This window comes from Streptomyces sp. GbtcB6 (assembly GCF_019091475.1).
Taxonomy (GTDB): Bacteria; Actinomycetota; Actinomycetes; order Streptomycetales; family Streptomycetaceae; genus Streptomyces; species Streptomyces hyaluromycini.
Genome location: NZ_JAGXJL010000006.1, coordinates 142,027 through 158,349 on the forward strand (window position 1 = coordinate 142,027; position 16,323 = coordinate 158,349).

Genomic DNA, 16,323 nt, shown 5'->3' on the forward strand with positions numbered 1-16,323 from the left:
CCCCTGAGGGGCGCGTTATCCCCTCCGTACTCCAGGAGAAACCGTCAATCGGGCTATGGCCCAGAAAATCCCCAGCGTGGCCAGGGCCATCGCCGCCACCAGCGTGGCGCCGCCCACGACCTTCTCGTAGTTCTTCTGGTAGAGGCCGTCGATGATGTAGCGGCCCAGGCCGCCCAGGCTGACGTACGCCGCGATCGTCGCCGTCGAGACGATCTGGATGGCCGCCGAGCGCAGGCCGCTGAGGATCAGCGGGAGGGCCACCGGGAGTTCGACCTGGAAGAGGACACGTGCCTCCGGCATTCCCATGCCCCGCGCCGCGTCCACCGGGGACGGGTCGACCGAGCGCATCGCCTCGTACGTCGTGACCAGGACCGGCGGTACGGCGAGGATCACCAGTGGGATCATCACCGGCAGCATGCCGAAGCCGAGCCAGATGAACATCAGGACCAGCAGGCCGAAGCTGGGCAGCGCCCGGCCGGCCGTGGCGATCAGCGCGAGGGTGTTGCCGCCGCGGCCGTAGTGGCCGGTGATCAGGCCGATGGGCAGGCCGATGAGGGCGGCGTAGGCGAGGGCCTCCAGGGAGTACTGGATGTGCTCCCACAGCCGGGTGGGGATGCCGTCGTAGCCGTGCCAGTGGGAGCTGTCGCTGAAGAAGGCGTGGACGTAGTTCAGGACGTTCACCGGGTGCTCTCCTTCGGCATCCAGGGCGTCAGCACACGGCGTACGAGGACGAGGACGGCGTCGGCCAGGATGGCCAGCACGGCTGTGGTCACGACCGAGTTCACCGCCAGTGCGGGACGGTGGTAGAGGTTCGCGTCGTTGAGCAGGTTGCCGAGGGCGCCCTGGTTGCCGATCAGCATGCCGACGCTGACCAGGGAGATGCTGGAGACGGTGGCGACGCGCAGGCCCGCGATGATCGCGGGGATGGCGATCGGCAACTGGACCTGGAAGTAACGGCGTACGGGGCCGAGGCCCATCGCGGTCGCGGCGGCAAGGGTCTCCGCCGGAACCGAGCGGACGCCGTCCACGATGGCCGGGACCAGGACCACCAGGCTGTACACCGCGAGCGGGATCATCACGGTCGTCTCGGTCTGGCCGGTGTAGTCGATGAGGACGACGAAGAAGGCCAGGGAGGGGATGGCGTACAGGATCGTGGTCACGCCCAGCACCGGCGGGTACAGCCAGCGGAAGCGCACGCAGAGCTGGGCGATGGGCAGGGACACCAGCAGACCGGCCAGGACCGGGATGAGGGCCTCGCGGAGGTGGAGGCCGATCAGCCCGAAGTAGGTGTTCTGGAGGTCGCTCGGGATGTCGAAGAAGCCGCTCATCCCCCGACCTTCGCGTCGTCGCGGCCCTCGGCGTGGGCGGTGCGGATCGCTGCGCCGATGACCTGCTGGGAGACGACGCCGACCGCGCGTCCCTCGCCGTCCACGGCCACGGCCCAGCCGGTCGGCGAGAGAACGGAACCGTCGAGGGCGGCGCGCAGCGAGTCCTTGCCGGGCACGAAGGGCCGCCCGTAGGACACCAGTTGCTCCGGCCGGATCGAGCCGGCGGTGAGGGCCCGCGGCTCGCCCCAGCCGAGCGGCCTGCCGTCCAGGTCCGTCACGAGGAGATAGGGGGCGTCGGCCGAGGTACGCGCGGCGAGCCTGCCGGCGTCGGCGTCGATCGCGACGATCGGGGCGGTCTGCAGCTCAAGGTCCGCGGACGGGAAGAAGGACAGCCGCCGGATGCCCCGGTCGGCGCCGAGGAAGTCCTCGACGAAGGCGTCCGCGGGGTCGGTGAGCAGTTCGGCGGGCGGGGCGAACTGCGCGAGATGGCCGCCGGTGCGCATCACGGCGACCATCGTGCCGAGCTTGATCGCCTCGTCGATGTCATGGGTGACGAAGACGATGGTCTTGCCCAACTCCTCCTGGATACGCAGGAGTTCGTCCTGGAGTCCCTTGCGGACCACGGGGTCGACGGCGGAGAACGGCTCGTCCATCAGCAGCACCGGCGGGTCGGCGGCGAGCGCCCGGGCCACGCCGACGCGCTGCTGCTGGCCGCCGGAGAGCTGGTACGGGTAGCGCTTGGCGAGCGCGGAGTCGAGCCCCACCCGCTCCATCAGCTCGGCCGCCCGGGACCGCGCCCGCTGCTTGCTCCAGCCGAGCAGCCGGGGCACGGTGGCGATGTTGTCGATGATGGTGCGGTGCTGGAAGAGACCGGCGTTCTGGATGACGTAACCCATCGACCGGCGCAGGGTGTTGACCGGCTGTGCCTGGATGTCGGCGCCGTCGAGGAGGATGCGGCCCTCGCTGGGCTCCACCATCCGGTTGATCATCCGAAGGGTCGTCGTCTTGCCACAGCCCGAAGGACCGACGAAGACGGTGATCGAGCGATCCGGTATCTCCAGGGAGAGCCGGTCGACGGCGACCGTACCGTCCGGGTACCGCTTGGTGACTGAATCTATCCGTATCAAAACGCCGAATGCCCTTCGGGTTTGGCAGAAAGTGCCCAGTTATCGACCACGGTCGCCGTGGCGCAGGCCGTTGCGGAGAGAGTCTAGACCGGAAGTGTTTCAGCACTTTGGCGGCTGACTGATCCTCTTCAGTTTGTGACCTGGCCGTCGTCCGCTGTGCGCGACCTGTGAGTTCCCTGATTCTCATTCCTCGCTCAGTGAAGCCTCACGACCGCCCCAGACAGCGCCCCGATCGTCATGGTCATGAACGAAACGAACGCGGGAGGCGTCCGGCGCCGGTCGGTCGAGATCGTGGTGCCGGTGTACAACGAGGCGCACGTCCTCGCCGGCAGCATCGGCCGTCTCCACGCATACCTCGAAGACTCCTTCCCGTTCCCGTTCCGCATCACGATCGCGGACAACGCGAGCACGGACGCCACCTGGACGGTGGCGACCGACCTGACCCTGCGCCTGCCGCACGTCCACGCACGGCGGCTGGAGGAGAAGGGCCGGGGCCGCGCACTGAAGCACGTGTGGAGCCGCTCCACCGCCGACGTCGTCGCCTACATGGACGTCGACCTGTCTACGGGGCTCGAAGGCTTCCTGCCCCTGGTCGCCCCGCTCCTGTCCGGGCACAGCGACCTCGCCGTCGGCAGCCGGCTGCACCGGCAGTCGGCCGTGGTCCGCGGCCCGAAGCGGGAGTTCATCTCGCGCACCTACAACCTGCTCCTCAAGGCAGGCCTCGGCGCCCGCTTCTCGGACGCGCAGTGCGGCTTCAAGGCCGTGCGCACCGAGGTGTTCCGCGTCCTCGCCCCGCACATCGAGGACACCGCCTGGTTCTTCGACACCGAACTCCTCGTGCTCGCCCAGCGCAACGGGCTGCGCGTGCACGAGGTCCCGGTCGACTGGGTCGACGACCCCGACAGCCGGGTCGACATCGTCCGTACCGCCGTCGACGACCTCAAGGGCATGGCCCGCATGTTCCGGGCCACCGTCACCGGCCGCACCCGCGTCCACGCCGTACCCCGCCGCACCACCGTCCCCCAGAACGTCACGGCCCTGCCCACCGGGGCAGCCACCGCCGCCGAGCCCATGGAGTACGCGTCATGACGACCCTCGCCCCGCCGCCCACCCCGGTCCAGGACGGCCGGCACCGGGCCGCCACCCCGCCGGTCTCGCGTGTCAGAAGGCTGTTCACGGGCGCCCCCGAGGACCCGCGCTGGGCCCGCCCGGCCCTGTGGGCGATCCTGCTCCTGGCCACCGCCCTGTACGCCTGGAACCTCACCTCCGTCACCGGCAACAGCTTCTACGACGCGGCGGTCTACTCAGGCACCAAGAGCTGGAAGGCGTTCTTCTTCGGCGCCCTCGACGCCGGCAGCTTCATCACCGTCGACAAGCCCCCCTTCGCCCTGTGGGTGATGGGCCTGTCCGCCCGCGTCTTCGGGTACGGCACCTGGCAGTTGATGCTGCCGATGGTCACCGTCGGAGTCGGCTCGGTCGCCCTGCTGTACCGGCTGGTCAAGCGGGACTTCGGGGTCGTCGCGGGCACGATCGCCGCACTGGTGCTGACGCTGACGCCGATCACCGTCGCCATCAACCGGGACACCAACCCCGACCCGGTCCTGGTCTTCCTGATGCTGCTCGGCGCGGCCGCGCTGCTGAAGGCGGTGCGAACGGGCAGGCTCATGCCGCTGGTCTGGTCGGCGGTCGCGATCGGGTTCGCCTTCAACACCAAGATGATGCAGGCGTACGTCGTGCTGCCCGCGTTCTTCCTGGTCTATCTGTGGGCCGCGAACGCGTCGCTGGGCCGGCGCATCCGCAACCTCGCCGTCGCCACGGTCGCGTTGGTCGTGAGCAGCGCCTGGTGGATGGTGATCGTCGACCTGATCCCGGCCTCCTCGCGGCCCTACATCGGCGGCTCCACCGACAACACCGTGTGGGACCTGGTCATCGGCTACAACGGCTTCGGCCGGATCTTCGGGGCGAGTTCCTCGGTGGGCTCGGCGGGCAACGGCGCCAGCTTCGGCGGCAGTTCGGGCCTGTACCGGATGTTCAACGACATCATGGGCGGCCAGATCTCCTGGCTGATCCCGTTCGCCGCGATCGTCCTCGCCGGCGGCCTGGTGCTGCGCGGCCGGGCGCCGCGCACCGATGCCAGGCGGGCCGCGCTGCTGCTGTGGGGCGGCTGGTTCGTCCTGCACTTCCTGACCTTCTCCCTCGCCGAGGGCACCTTCCACCCGTACTACGTCACCGCCATGGCGCCGGGGATCGCCGCCCTGGCCGGCGCGGGCGGGGTGATGCTCTACCAGGCCTTCCGGGACGGCTCGGCCGCCAAGTGGGGCTGGGTGCTTCCGGTGGCCGTCGCCGCCAGCACGGTGTGGGCGGTCGTCCTGCTCCAGCGGGTCTCCGGCTCCGGCACGGTGTACACGGTCGCCGAGGTGGTGGCCGCACTGGGCGGTGCGCTGGCGGTGGCCGGGCTGCTGGTCGGGCGGTTCATGCGGCGGCAGAAGCTGATGGGCCTCGCGGCGGTGGCGGCGGTCGTCGCCCTGCTGGCCGGCCCGGCCGCCTACTCCGTCTCGGCGGCCACGACCGCGAGCACCAACGGCACCAACCCGACGGCCGGGCCGAACACCGGTGGCGGCATGGGCGGTTTGGGCGGCGGAGGTGGCCAGCGCCCGAGCGGCAGCGCGCCGAGCGGGACCGCCCCCAGCGGTTCCGGCAGCTCCAGCAGCTCCAGCAGCTCCAGCAGCTCCAGCAGCTCCAGCAGCTCCAGCAGCTCCAGCGGACAGTCCATGGGGCAGCCGCCGACCGGAACCGGAACCACCGATGCCGGCTCCAGCTCCAGCAGCCAGTCGGAGTCCGGTGGTACCGGCGGAGGCATGGGCGGTGGCACCCAGGTCAGCTCCGCGATGATCACGTACCTCGAGAAGCACCAGGACGGCGCCACCTGGCTGGTCGCGGTGGCCACCGACCAGACGGCCTCCTCGATCATCCTGGAGTCCGGTCAGCCCGTCATCTCCATGGGCGGCTGGTCCGGCAGCGACGACGCGATGACCCTCGCCAAGCTCAAGAGCCTGGTGAAGGCGGGCAAGCTGCACTACATCGTGGTCAGCAGCGACGGCGGCCAGGGCACGAACTCGGAGATCGCGACCTGGGTGAAGAAGCTCGGCACGGCGGTGAGCGCGTACAGCGGCCTGTACCGCCTGGACGCGTCCGACGTCGGCTGATCCCCTCCTCCCCGTTGTCTTCTCGGCGGTCCTGCCGAGAAGGTCGCCGGCCTCGGGCCCGGCATGACATGCCCCGGAGGGCGGTGTCATGCCGGGCCCGAGATGTTTTCCGTTGTACGCACCCAAGATAGCAACGCATATTGACTATCTTCTAGACTACGAGCATGGTGATGCTCCCGGTGGCCCGCGGCCGACGGGACCGTCATCGATCGAAAGGGAGCTGTCTTGTCCTTCAGTTCCGGCTCCACACCCCCCGAGCGCTTCACCCGGCGACTGGGGCAACTGGTGGGCATCGAGACGCCGTCGGGCGAGGACCGAGGGCTGAACGACGCCTACGACCTGCTCGAAAGCTGGGCGGGCAGCGCGCTGGGCCGCCCGCGACGGGTCGTCTCCGGCGGGGTGCCGCATCTGTACTGGCGCGGCGCCGATCCCGCCGTACCGAACAGCCATCGGGTCCTGCTGCTCGGGCACGCCGACACGGTGTGGCCGCTCGGCACCCTGGCGGAGATCCCGTTCGCCGTGACGGGAACGCGCGCGACCGGCCCCGGGGTCTTCGACATGAAGGCCGGCCTCGTCCTCGCCTTCGAGGCACTCGCGCTGGCGGGGGACGTCTCCCACGTCAGCATGGTGGTGTCCGGTGACGAGGAGCAGGGGTCGGCCACCTCACGCGCCCTCGTCGAGGAGGCCGCGGCGGCCTGCGGCGCGGTCCTGGTGCTCGAACCGAGCGAGGGCGGCGCGCTCAAGACCGCGCGCAAGGGCGTCGCGCAGTACCGCCTCGGCGTCAGCGGCCGGGCCGCGCACGCCGGCCTGGAACCGCACAACGGCGTCAACGCGCTGATCGAGCTGGCCCATCAGGTGCTGACGATCAGCGAGCTGGCCGACCGGGACCGCGGGACCACCGTCACACCCACGGTGGGCGGCGCCGGCACCACCACCAACACCGTTCCCGAGCAGGCGTTCGTGGACGTCGACGTGCGGGCCTGGGAGCGCGCGGAACTGGAGCGGGTGGAACGGGAACTGCGGGCGCTGCGCCCACGGGAGCCCGGCGCCGAACTCGCCTTCCAGGGCAGCGTCAACCGCGGCCCGTTGGAACGCGGGATGTCCGTCGGCCTGCTGGACTCCGCCCGGGCGGTTGCCGAGCGGCTGGGACTCACCCCGGTCACGGAGACCGGCGTCGGCGGCGGCTCGGACGGCAACATCACCGCGAGCCTGGGGGTGCCCACCCTGGACGGCCTGGGCCCGGACGGCGGCGGCGCGCACGCCCGCCACGAGTGGGTGGACCTGACCTCCGTCCGGGACCGTACGTCCCTCGTCGCCGGTCTGCTCGCCGATCGGGCGCCCTGACACCGGCACCCCGGTCACGCCTCCGTCGCCCTGTCCCGCACCCGGGCCGCCACCGAGTCCAGCAGCATGTCGATCGCGTTGTCGAAGATCCGGGGATCGCCGATCGCCGCGAGCGGGGCCGTCAGACCGGCGATCCGCGGGTAGGTGTCCGCCGGAAGCCGGCGGTACTCCAGCTCCCAGGCCAGGGTGTCCCGGTCGCGGGAGTCGGGGTCGAGCGCCTGGAGTCCGGCCTCCATGGCGGACAGCGAGCGGATGACATTCCCGAAGACCCGGACGAACGCCACCGCCTCCTCGTCGTCGAGGCCGGCCCGGTACAGGCAGTCGAGGGCGAACTCCACGTTGGCGAACTCGGTCGGCCGGCGCGTCGTACGCGCCGCCATCTGCCAGGCGAACACGGGATACCGCAGGTAGTGCTCGTGGATGTACCGGGCCTGCGTGCGCAGGTCGTCACGCCAGGAGTCGGTGGCCTTCAGCTGTCCGCCGTAGGACCGCGCCCGCAGGTCGTCGATGAGCTCCAGGATCAGCTCGTCCTTGTCGCGGAAGTGCCGGTAGAGCGAGGTCGGGTGGGCGTGCAGCTCCTTGGCCAGGGCCTGGAAGGTGAACGCCTCCAGACCGTCCCGGGAGGCGACCTTCTCCGCCGCGTCCAGGATCACCCGCCGGCTGAGGGTGTCCCGCGCCAGCCGCCGCCGCCCCCCGGTCCCGCTCGCATCAGCTGCCTTGCCGTCGCCCGCGCGCGCACCACTCATGGTCTTCCTTCCCTCGGCTTCCGGGCCGCCGTCGCGACCCTATCGCCTGCACCGAAACGTTATCCACACACCTGGGCAATGCAAACGCATAGTTACTAGCCTATCTCCATTGCTAAGTCTTGTGCGGCTCCCTACGATGAGCCCACGGCTTCGCCACGGAAGGTTTCCAGCCATGCCTCAACCGCTCACAGCGACCGTTCAGGGCCGGTTCCCGGCCAGACTCCCGGCGGCCGGCGCACTCCTCACCGCACTGGCGCTGACCGCCACCGCATGCACCTCCCAGGCCGCCTCCCCCCAGTCGGACACCGGCACGAACCTGCCGGTCAGACAGGGCGGCAGCCTCGTCATCGGAGCCGAGCAGGAGCCCGACTGCGCCGACTGGATCGGCACCTGCGGCGCCTCCATCTGGGGCACGTACATGATGCAGACCCAGACCGTCCCGCAGGTCTTCGACGTCCGCCTCAAGGGCGGAAACTGGACACCGGTCCCCTCGAACCTGATGGCGTCCGAACCGACCACGAAACTGGTCGGGAACCAGCAGCAGATCACCTACCGGCTCAACCCGAAGGCCGTCTGGTCCGACGGAAAGCCGATCACCTCCGCCGACCTGAAGTACACCGCCCTCCAGGTCCGCGACGGCAAGGCGATCTTCGACAAGAGCGGCTACGACCGCATCGCGTCGATCGCCACCCCCGACCCCACCACCGCCGTCGTCACCCTCAAGTCCCCCTACGGCAACTGGAAGCAGCTCTTCGGCGCCGGCTACGGGGTACTGCCGTCCCATCTCCTCCAGGGCAAGGACCGCGACGCCGTCATGAAGGACGGCTACAGCTTCAGCGGCGGCCCCTGGAAGATCGCGTCCTGGAAGAAGGGGGTCTCCGTCACCCTCGTCCCCAACTCCCGCTACTGGGGCCCCAAACCGCACCTGGACAAGGTCACCTTCCAGTTCGCCTCGGACACCTCGGCGGCCGTCCAGGCCTTCGCCGGCGGAACCTTCGACGCCCTCTACCCCACCCCGCAGCTCACCACCGTCGACCAGATCAAGACCCTGGGCAGCGCGGCCCGTATGCAGGTGCAGTCGCAGACCGGCAACCTCCAGGCCCTGTGGCTCAACAACGCGAAGTTCCCCTTCGACTCGGCCGCCGTACGCAAGGCCTTCGCCTACTCGGTCGACCGCGAGGCCATCGTCAAGCGCCTGTTCGGCTCCTACGGCGTCACCGCTCCCGCGCAGAGCTTCCTGTCGCCGCTGGTCTCCCGTTACGCGTCCACGGACTTCTCCGGCTACCAGCCCGACGCGGCCAAGGCGGCACAGCTGATGAAGGCGGACGGGTGGACGAAGAACGGGAGCGGGTACTGGGCGAAGAACGGCAAGGAGGCCGCGTTCGCCGTCACCTCCCTCGCCGGCAACCAGAGCCGTGAGCTGACCGAACAGATCCTCCAGGCCCAGCTCGGCAAGGCCGGGTTCCGGGTGACGATCAAGAACTCCACGCCCGCGAACATCTTCGGCAAGCTCGCCCCCGCCGGCGACTTCCAGCTGGGCCTGTGGAACCTCACCGACTCCTTCCCCAACCCCACCCTGTCCGCCACGTTCAGCAGCACGGCCATCCCGAGCGCCGCCAACGGCCAGTCCGGCATCAACTTCATGCGCATCCGCGTCCCGGGCCTGGATCCGGTCCTGGAGCGGGTGGACACCGAACTGGACGACAGCGCCCGGATCACGGAGTCGCACAAGGCGGAGAAGCTCATCGCCGACGACGTCCCCTCGCTGCCGCTGGCCGCCGTCCCGAACATCCTGGTCACCGGCGCACGCGTCGGCGGACCGCTCTCCATCAACCCGGTGGAGGGCCCCTGGTGGAACCTCGCGGAATGGGGCCTGACGAAATGACACCGGTCCGCCCACCCCGCAGGGGTCTGCCATGACCCGATACGCCCTGCGCCGCCTGCTCGCCTCGGTGCCCGTGGTCTGCGTCGCCTCGTTCATCCTGTTCTGGGCGGTGCGGGCGACCTTCGACCCGCTGGCGAAGCTGCGCCAGTCGGTCGACCCCACGGCCCTGCACCGGGAGACGGTCCGCCTCGGGCTCGACCGCAGCCTGCCCGAGCAGTACTGGCTCTGGGTCAAGGGCTTCGTCCAGGGCGACTGGGGCATCAGCACCCGGACCGGCGGGGCCGTGCTGCCGATGGTCGGCGACGCCCTCGGCACCACGCTCCAGCTGATCCTGTGGGGTGTCGCCCTCGCCGTCGTCCTGGCGCTGGCGATCGGTCTGTACTCGGCGGCCCGCCAGTACACCGTGGGCGACCACGTGCTGACGGGCCTGTCCTATCTCGGTGTCGCCATGCCGGCGTTCTGGTTCGGCCTGGTCCTCATCCAGGTGCTCGCCGTCTGGCCGAAGCAGCAGTTCGGCCTGCCCGACCCCCCGCTGTACTTCGTGGGACTGCACTCCGTCGGCCACAGCGGACTCGACCTCGACTACCTGCGCCATCTGGTGCTGCCCGTGATCACGCTCACCGTCGGGCTCGTCGCGTCCTGGTCCCGGTTCGGCCGCGCCACCCTCCTGGAGGCGCTGTCCAGCGACTACGTCCGCACCGCCCGGGCCAAGGGCGTCCCCCGCCGCCGCATCCTGCTGCGGCACGCCCTGCGCAACGCGCTCGCGCCCTTCGTCACCGTCGTCGCCATGGACGCCGCCGCCCTGGTCGGCGGGCTCGTGGTGACCGAGCAGATCTTCTCGATCCCCGGCATGGGCAAGCTGTTCCTCGCCTCGCTGGAGACCGGGGACGTCTTCGTCCTGCTGCCCTGGATGCTCGTCGTGGCCGTCGCCGTCATCCTCTTCAACCTGCTGGCCGACCTGTCCTACGCCCTCCTCGATCCCCGGGTGGCCCTGCGATGACCCAGCCCACCACGCTCCTGGCGCCCCCGCCGCCCGTCATCTCCGGCGACCCGCACACCGCCCGTGTCGTCCTGTCCCGCTTCCTGCGCCACCGGCTCGCGGTCGCCTCGCTGATCGTGCTGGTCCTGCTGGCGGTCTGCTGCTTCGGTGCCGCCTGGATCGCGCCCTACCCGCACAACGCCCAGAACCTCCTGGCCGCCTCCCAACCGCCGTCCGGCGCCCACTGGTTGGGCACCGACTCCCTCGGCCGCGACTACCTCAGCGAGATGTTCTACGCCGGTCAGCTCTCCCTGGCCATCGGGCTGGGCGTCGCCCTGCTGGCCACCCTGGTGGGGACGGCGGCGGGCGCGGTGGCCGGGTATCTCGGCGGCTGGCCCGACGAGGTGATCATGCGGGTGGCCGACCTGTTCCTGATCGTGCCCCCGGTAGCCGTCTTGGCGGTGTCCCTGCAAGGGCTCGGCCCCTCGCCGCTGACCATCGTGGTGGTGCTGAGCGGCCTGGGCTGGACCCTGATCGCCCGGGTCGTCCGGGCCCGGGTGATCCAGCTGCGCCACCAGGAGTTCGTGGAGGCGGCCCGGGTCATCGGCGCCTCCGGCCCGCGGATCGTCGTACGGCATCTGCTGCCCAATCTGACGGGGCTGATCGTGGTCAACGTGTCCCTGTCGGTGGCCACGGCGATCATCCTCGAATCCACCGTCAGCTTCCTCGGCTACGGCGTCCAGCCGCCCCAGTCGAGCTGGGGCAACATGCTCACCCAGGCCGCCGGGCTGATCGGCACCTCACAGGCCTATCTCCTGTACGTCCCCGGCCTGGCGATCCTCGTCACCGTGCTCGCCGTGAACTTCCTCGGCGACGGGCTGCGCGACGCGCTCGACCCCCAAGGCAGGCAGTGATGGGACCCGTCACCGAAGACACCGGCCAGGCGGCGGCCCCGCTGCTGTCGGTCCGCGATCTGAGCGTCACCTACCGCACCGACGCCGGTCCGGTGGCCGCCCTCGACCGGCTCTCCTTCGACCTGCACGCCGGGGAGACGCTGTCCATCGTCGGCGAGTCCGGCTCCGGGAAGAGCGCCGCCTCGCTGGCGTTGATGGGGCTGCTGCCGCGCAACGCCACGGCCTCGGGCTCGGTGCGGTTCCGCGGCCGGGAGCTGCTGCCCCTGTCCGACCGGGAGCTGCGTGCCGTACGCGGCCGGCGTATCGCCATGGTCTTCCAGGACGCGCTGGCCGCGCTGAACCCGATGATGACGGTGGGCGCCCAGCTCGCCGAGGCGGTGAGCGTGCACGACCCGTCCGTCTCCCGCGCCGCCCTGCGGGAACGGGCCGTGGACCTGCTCGACCTGGTCGGCATCCCCGATGCCCGGACGCGGGCGGGCCAGTACCCGCACGAGCTGTCGGGCGGCATGCGCCAGCGCGTGATGATCGCCACCGGTATCGCCAACGAACCGGACGTCCTCATCGCCGACGAGCCGACCACCGCCCTCGACGTGACCGTCCAGGCCCAGGTCCTCGACGTCCTGGCGCGCGTCCAGGAGCGTACGAAGTCCGCGATCCTGCTGATCACCCACGACCTGGGGGTGGTGGCCGGCCTCGCCGACCGCGTCCTGGTCCTGTACTGCGGGCGGAAGATGGAGGAGGCCCCGGTCGAACCCCTCTTCTACGAGCCGGCCCACCCCTACACGCGCGGTCTGCTCGCCGCGCTGCCGAGGATCGACCGCAGCACCCGGCGGCTGGCCCAGATCGCCGGCCAGCTGCCCTCGCCGAACGAGCGGCCTCCCGGCTGTCCCTTCCAGAACCGCTGCCCGCACGCCGACGAACGGTGTGCCGAGAGCCCACGGCCGGTCCCGGTCGGCGAGGGCCACACGGCCGCCTGCGTGCGGGCGCACGAGATCGCGAGCGTGACGCCATGACCGCACCGGCACTGACCGTCGAGGGGCTGGTGGCCGAGTACACCACCGGCCGGCGCGGACGGCACGCGCAGACCGTCCGGGCCGTCTCCGGGGTCGACCTGGTCATCCCGCGCGGCACCACGCTGGGCCTGGTCGGCGAGACCGGCTGCGGCAAGAGCACCCTGGGCCGCTGCCTGGTCCGGCTGACCGACCCGGCCGCCGGGCGGATCATGCTGTTCGACACGGACGTGACGGCGGCCGGGCGGCGGGAGCTGGCGGCCGTACGCCGTCGGATCCAGTTCGTGTTCCAGGACCCGTACGCCTCCCTGAACCCGAAGCTCACCGTGCACGCGGCGCTCGCGGAGCCGCTGCGGATCCACGGTCTGCACCGGGGCCGGGAGAGCGAACGGGTGCGGGAACTGCTGGAGTTGGTGGGTCTGGACCCCGGGCACGCCCACCGGCATCCGCACCAGTTCTCCGGCGGTCAGCGGCAGCGGATCGGCATCGCCCGCGCGCTCGCTGTCGAACCGGAGGTGCTGGTCCTCGACGAGCCGGTCAGCGCGCTGGACGTCAGCGTGCAGGCCGGGGTGATCAACCTGCTGGAGGACCTCCAGCAGGAGCTGGGCCTCACCTATCTGTTCGTCGCGCACGACCTTTCGGTGGTCCGGCAGATCAGCGACCGGGTCGCGGTCATGTACCTCGGGCGGATCGTCGAACAGGGGCCGGTGGACACGCTGTTCACCCGGCCGCGCCACCCCTACACCCAGGCCCTGCTGTCCGCCGTGCCCATCCCCGATCCGCGCCTCCAGCGGGCGCGGCGGCGGATCGTCCTGGACGGCGATCTGCCCAGCCCGCTGGCCCCGCCGTCCGGCTGCCGGTTCCGCACCCGCTGCTGGAAGGCGCAGGACGTGTGCGCCGAGACCGCGCCCGCCCTCGTGGAGCAGGGCGACGGACTGCTGACCGCCTGTCACTTCCCCGACGACCCGCCCCCGGCAACCCCGGACCGACCCGAGGAGGTCACCACACCATGACCAGCAACTGGCAGCGGTTCTTCACCGCCGACCGGCCCCATGCAGTCCGCCGCGGGCGCGGACCGGGCGACCGGTCCCTGATCGTCGTGGAGAGCGAGGACGGTCCCCGGCTGTCGCTGTGGGAAGCCGGGCGCGGCACGGTCCGGCCGCTGAGCGAGGTGACCTCGGGCGACCTCGTGCAGGCCGTACTCTCCTCCGACGGCGAGCAGATCCTGGCGCTGCACGACGACAACGGCTCCGAGGTCGGCCATGTGCACGCGACCGGACTGGACGACGACAACAGCCGCGATCTCACCCCGGACCTGCCGCCGTACATCCTGCGCGGCATCGACGTGGCGGGGCGGGCGGACCGGGCCGTGATCACGTGCGCGGCGGAGGACGGCTTCAGCCTGTGGCTGCTGAGCACGGACGGTTCCGCCGAACCCGAGCTGCTGTTCCGCTCGCCGCACGAGGCGTGGAACGGTCTCGTCTCGACCGACGGCACCCGCGCCTCCGTCGACACCACCGACCACAATCCCGGCGTCCGCAGATTCGCGGTCACCGTCGTCGACACCGCCACGGGCGAGGTGCTCGACCGCCTCACCGACGGTCCCGACGCACCCGTGCGCGGTGTGCGGTACTCCCCCGTCCCGGGCGACGACCGGATCCTGGTCGCCACCGAGCGCACCGGCTTCGCCCGTCCCTGCGTCTGGCATCCCACGCGCGGTACCCGGATCGACATCGACGCCCCGCAGCTGCAGGGCGACCTTGTCCCGCTGGACTGGTCCGACGACGCCACCCGGATCCTGGCCGTGCACGTGGACGCCGGGATCCACCGGGTCATGGAGGCCGACCTGGAGTCGGGCACGCTCCGGCCGCTCGACCATCCGCCGGGCGCGTACTTCGAGCCGGACGTGGCGAACGCCCACCTCCACCTGTGGGCCTCGCACTACGGCCCCGGCAGCACCGTGCGCCTCCTGCACCAGCGCTCGGACTCACCCCTGCGCGTGCTGCACGCCACCGGCCCGGACTCGGCGCCCATCCCCGTGCTGTTCCCTCAACTCGACCTGGACGGCGTGCCGTTCACGTCGAACCAGGTCCGCTCGACAGACGGCACCCACGTCCAACTGTGGTGGGCCCGACCGCGCAGGACCACGGGTCCCGGCCCCCTGGTCCTGCACCTGCACGGCGGCCCCAACATGGTGTCGGTCGACGGCTACGACCCCGCCGCCCAGGCCTGGCTGGACAACGGCGTGGCCTACGCCTCGCTGAACTACCGGGGTTCGGTCACCTTCGGGCGGCGCTTCCGCGAGGGGTTCATGCCGGCGATCGGCGACCGCGAACTGGAGGACATCGAGGCGGCGGTCCGCTGGCTGGTCACCGAGGGCGTCGCCGACCCCGGCAAGGTCTTCGTCACGGGCGCCTCGTACGGCGGTTTCCTGTCGTTGCTGTCCGTGGGACGGCTGCCCGGACTGTTCGCCGGCGCGCTGGCGCACGTACCGATGGCGGACTGGCTTACGGGGTACGAGGACATGAACCCGGCGCTGCGCGCGGCCTGGTCGTCGTTCTTCGGCGCGAAGCCGGAGGAAGGCCTGGAACGCTTCGTGCGGGCGTCACCCATCACCTACGTGGCCGATGTCGTCGCGCCGGTCTGGATCAACCAGGCCACGCACGACACCCGTACCCCGCCCAAGCAGGTGCGCCGCTACGAGGAGGCGCTGCGCGCGGCCGGCGGGGACGTGGTCGTCGACTGGTACAGCGGCGGTCACGAGACGACCGGGCGGGTCAAGGCGCTGGCCGAGCAGTCCAGGATGCTCGGTCTCGTCCGGGCCGCCCTGGCCCAACAGCCTTGGAGTCAGGGCGTGTTGTGAGCCGCGAGGAAGGACCGGAGGTGGCCGAGGGTCGCCTCCGGGGCCTCCTCGGGGACGTAGTGGTCGCAGGGCAGCGCGGCGCCCCGGACGTCGTCGGCGTACTCGGACCAGACGGCCGGTACGTCGTAGTGGCGGCCGACGAAGCTGTGCTCGCCCCAGAGCGCCAGCAGCGGCTGGGTGAGCCGGCGTCCGGCCGCCGCGTCCTGCTCGTCGTGGACGAGGTCGACCGAGCCGGCCGCGCGGTAGTCCTCGCAGGAGGCGTGGATCGCCGCCGGGTCGGAGAAGCAGCGCACGTACTCGGCCTGGGCGTCCGGGTCGAAGGGGGTGCCGCCGTGGTGCCGGGCGCCCATGCGGGCCCGGATCCAGAACTCCGGGTCGCCGCCGATCAGGTGCTCGGGGATGCCGTTGCCCGCGGTCAGGAAGAACCAGTGGTAGTAGCCGCGCCCGAAGTCGGCGTCGGCGTGCTGGTAGGCGTGCCGGGTCGGCACGATGTCCAGGACCGCAAGGGCGGAGACCGCCCGCGGATGGTCGAGCGCCAGGCGGTGGGCGACCCGGCCGCCCCGGTCGTGGCCGACCACCGCGAACCGCTCGAAGCCCAACTCCCGCATCACGAGCAGCTGATCGCGTGCCATGGCCCGCTTGGCGTACGGGGTGTGCCCGGCGTCCGACGGCGGCTTGTCGCTGTCGCCGTAGCCGCGCAGGTCGGTGAGGACCACGGTGTGGGTCTCGGCCAGGCGCGGGGCCACCAGGTGCCAGATGGCATGGGTCTGGGGGTAGCCGTGCAGCAGCAGGACCGGCGGCCCGTCCCCGCCCACGAGGGTGTTGATACGGACACCGTCCGCGTCGACGGTGTGCCGGGCGAACGAGGCAGGCAGCAGACTCTTCATGGCCCGATCCCAGCAGGGCCCTGGCGGGCCCGTC

14 protein-coding genes are annotated in these 16,323 nt (G+C 71.1%); 9 read left to right on the forward strand and 5 right to left on the reverse strand.

The genetic code is table 11. The features are described from left to right. Positions 1–15: 15 nt before the first annotated feature. From KVT45_RS12990 to KVT45_RS13000, 3 genes are read right to left on the reverse strand one after another with little or no spacing between them, the layout of a single operon-like run. Entirely contained in the window at positions 16–681 is a 666-nt protein-coding gene (locus KVT45_RS12990) for an ABC transporter permease (protein WP_217547089.1), read from the reverse strand. After that, positions 678–1,328 (reverse strand): ABC transporter permease, encoded by a 651-nt coding sequence (locus KVT45_RS12995; RefSeq protein ID WP_217547091.1) that lies wholly within the window; start codon positions 1,326–1,328, stop codon positions 678–680. Before KVT45_RS12995 ends, KVT45_RS12990 begins: the two co-directional genes overlap by 4 nt. Beyond that, positions 1,325–2,455, reverse strand: a complete 1,131-nt coding sequence (locus KVT45_RS13000) for an ABC transporter ATP-binding protein (RefSeq protein ID WP_217547093.1) — start codon at positions 2,453–2,455, stop codon at positions 1,325–1,327. Before KVT45_RS13000 ends, KVT45_RS12995 begins: the two co-directional genes overlap by 4 nt. Positions 2,456–2,698: 243 nt before the next feature. Here KVT45_RS13000 and KVT45_RS13005 point away from each other — a divergent pair, with 243 nt between their 5' ends. The 3 genes from KVT45_RS13005 to KVT45_RS13015 all read left to right on the forward strand — a co-directional run bounded on the left by KVT45_RS13005 (position 2,699) and on the right by KVT45_RS13015 (position 7,005). Further along, entirely contained in the window at positions 2,699–3,544 is an 846-nt protein-coding gene (locus tag KVT45_RS13005; protein WP_217547095.1) for a dolichyl-phosphate beta-glucosyltransferase, read from the forward strand. Beyond that, the gene (locus tag KVT45_RS13010) at positions 3,541–5,661 is read left to right on the forward strand and encodes a glycosyltransferase family 39 protein (protein WP_217547096.1); all 2,121 of its coding nucleotides are present in this window, start codon (positions 3,541–3,543) and stop codon (positions 5,659–5,661) included. The genes KVT45_RS13005 and KVT45_RS13010 overlap by 4 nt, the downstream gene beginning before the upstream one ends. Before the next feature lie 225 nt (positions 5,662–5,886). Further along, positions 5,887–7,005 carry a M20/M25/M40 family metallo-hydrolase gene (locus tag KVT45_RS13015; protein WP_217547098.1) on the forward strand — a complete coding sequence of 373 codons (1,119 nt, stop codon included), beginning with the start codon at positions 5,887–5,889 and terminating at the stop codon, positions 7,003–7,005. Between the two features lie 14 nt (positions 7,006–7,019). Here the strand turns inward: KVT45_RS13015 and KVT45_RS13020 are convergent, their stop codons facing one another. Next, positions 7,020–7,751 carry a TetR/AcrR family transcriptional regulator gene (locus tag KVT45_RS13020; RefSeq protein ID WP_217547099.1) on the reverse strand — a complete coding sequence of 244 codons (732 nt, stop codon included), beginning with the start codon at positions 7,749–7,751 and terminating at the stop codon, positions 7,020–7,022. Between the two features lie 172 nt (positions 7,752–7,923). Here KVT45_RS13020 and KVT45_RS13025 point away from each other — a divergent pair, with 172 nt between their 5' ends. The 6 genes from KVT45_RS13025 to KVT45_RS13050 are packed head-to-tail and all read left to right on the forward strand — an operon-like array spanning position 7,924 to position 15,402. Then, the gene (locus KVT45_RS13025) at positions 7,924–9,636 is read left to right on the forward strand and encodes an ABC transporter substrate-binding protein (RefSeq protein WP_217547101.1); all 1,713 of its coding nucleotides are present in this window, start codon (positions 7,924–7,926) and stop codon (positions 9,634–9,636) included. 31 nt (positions 9,637–9,667) lie between these two features. Then, a complete protein-coding gene (locus KVT45_RS13030; protein WP_217547103.1) occupies positions 9,668–10,636 on the forward strand; it encodes an ABC transporter permease in 969 nt (322 codons plus the stop codon). Continuing rightward, a complete protein-coding gene (locus tag KVT45_RS13035; protein ID WP_217547105.1) occupies positions 10,633–11,529 on the forward strand; it encodes an ABC transporter permease in 897 nt (298 codons plus the stop codon). Before KVT45_RS13030 ends, KVT45_RS13035 begins: the two co-directional genes overlap by 4 nt. Further along, positions 11,529–12,542, forward strand: coding sequence for an ABC transporter ATP-binding protein (locus KVT45_RS13040; protein WP_217547106.1), 1,014 nt, complete (start codon positions 11,529–11,531; stop codon positions 12,540–12,542). Before KVT45_RS13035 ends, KVT45_RS13040 begins: the two co-directional genes overlap by 1 nt. Continuing rightward, positions 12,539–13,552: an ABC transporter ATP-binding protein gene (locus KVT45_RS13045; protein WP_217547108.1), complete on the forward strand. Its 1,014-nt coding sequence runs from the start codon at positions 12,539–12,541 to the stop codon at positions 13,550–13,552. Before KVT45_RS13040 ends, KVT45_RS13045 begins: the two co-directional genes overlap by 4 nt. Next, a complete protein-coding gene (locus tag KVT45_RS13050) occupies positions 13,549–15,402 on the forward strand; it encodes a prolyl oligopeptidase family serine peptidase (RefSeq protein WP_217547110.1) in 1,854 nt (617 codons plus the stop codon). The genes KVT45_RS13045 and KVT45_RS13050 overlap by 4 nt, the downstream gene beginning before the upstream one ends. Here the strand turns inward: KVT45_RS13050 and KVT45_RS13055 are convergent. After that, positions 15,387–16,289 carry an alpha/beta fold hydrolase gene (locus tag KVT45_RS13055; protein WP_217547112.1) on the reverse strand — a complete coding sequence of 301 codons (903 nt, stop codon included), beginning with the start codon at positions 16,287–16,289 and terminating at the stop codon, positions 15,387–15,389. The two genes, KVT45_RS13050 and KVT45_RS13055, sit on opposite strands and share 16 nt — an antisense overlap. Between the last annotated feature and the right edge of the window lie 34 nt (positions 16,290–16,323).

Bases quoted from the DNA above. Each gene is read 5' to 3' on its own strand.
- KVT45_RS12995 (WP_217547091.1), bottom strand. From the start codon at position 1,328: ATGAGCGGCTTCTTCGACATCCCGAGCGACCTCCAGAACACCTACTTC.
- KVT45_RS13005 (WP_217547095.1), top strand. From the start codon at position 2,699: ATGAACGAAACGAACGCGGGAGGCGTCCGGCGCCGGTCGGTCGAGATC.
- KVT45_RS13010 (WP_217547096.1), top strand. From the start codon at position 3,541: ATGACGACCCTCGCCCCGCCGCCCACCCCGGTCCAGGACGGCCGGCAC.
- KVT45_RS13055 (WP_217547112.1), bottom strand. From the start codon at position 16,289: ATGAAGAGTCTGCTGCCTGCCTCGTTCGCCCGGCACACCGTCGACGCG.
- KVT45_RS13030 (WP_217547103.1), top strand. From the start codon at position 9,668: ATGACCCGATACGCCCTGCGCCGCCTGCTCGCCTCGGTGCCCGTGGTC.
- KVT45_RS13040 (WP_217547106.1), top strand. From the start codon at position 11,529: ATGGGACCCGTCACCGAAGACACCGGCCAGGCGGCGGCCCCGCTGCTG.
- KVT45_RS13050 (WP_217547110.1), top strand. From the start codon at position 13,549: ATGACCAGCAACTGGCAGCGGTTCTTCACCGCCGACCGGCCCCATGCA.
- KVT45_RS13035 (WP_217547105.1), top strand. From the start codon at position 10,633: ATGACCCAGCCCACCACGCTCCTGGCGCCCCCGCCGCCCGTCATCTCC.
- KVT45_RS13045 (WP_217547108.1), top strand. From the start codon at position 12,539: ATGACCGCACCGGCACTGACCGTCGAGGGGCTGGTGGCCGAGTACACC.
- KVT45_RS13025 (WP_217547101.1), top strand. From the start codon at position 7,924: ATGCCTCAACCGCTCACAGCGACCGTTCAGGGCCGGTTCCCGGCCAGA.
- KVT45_RS13020 (WP_217547099.1), bottom strand. From the start codon at position 7,751: ATGAGTGGTGCGCGCGCGGGCGACGGCAAGGCAGCTGATGCGAGCGGG.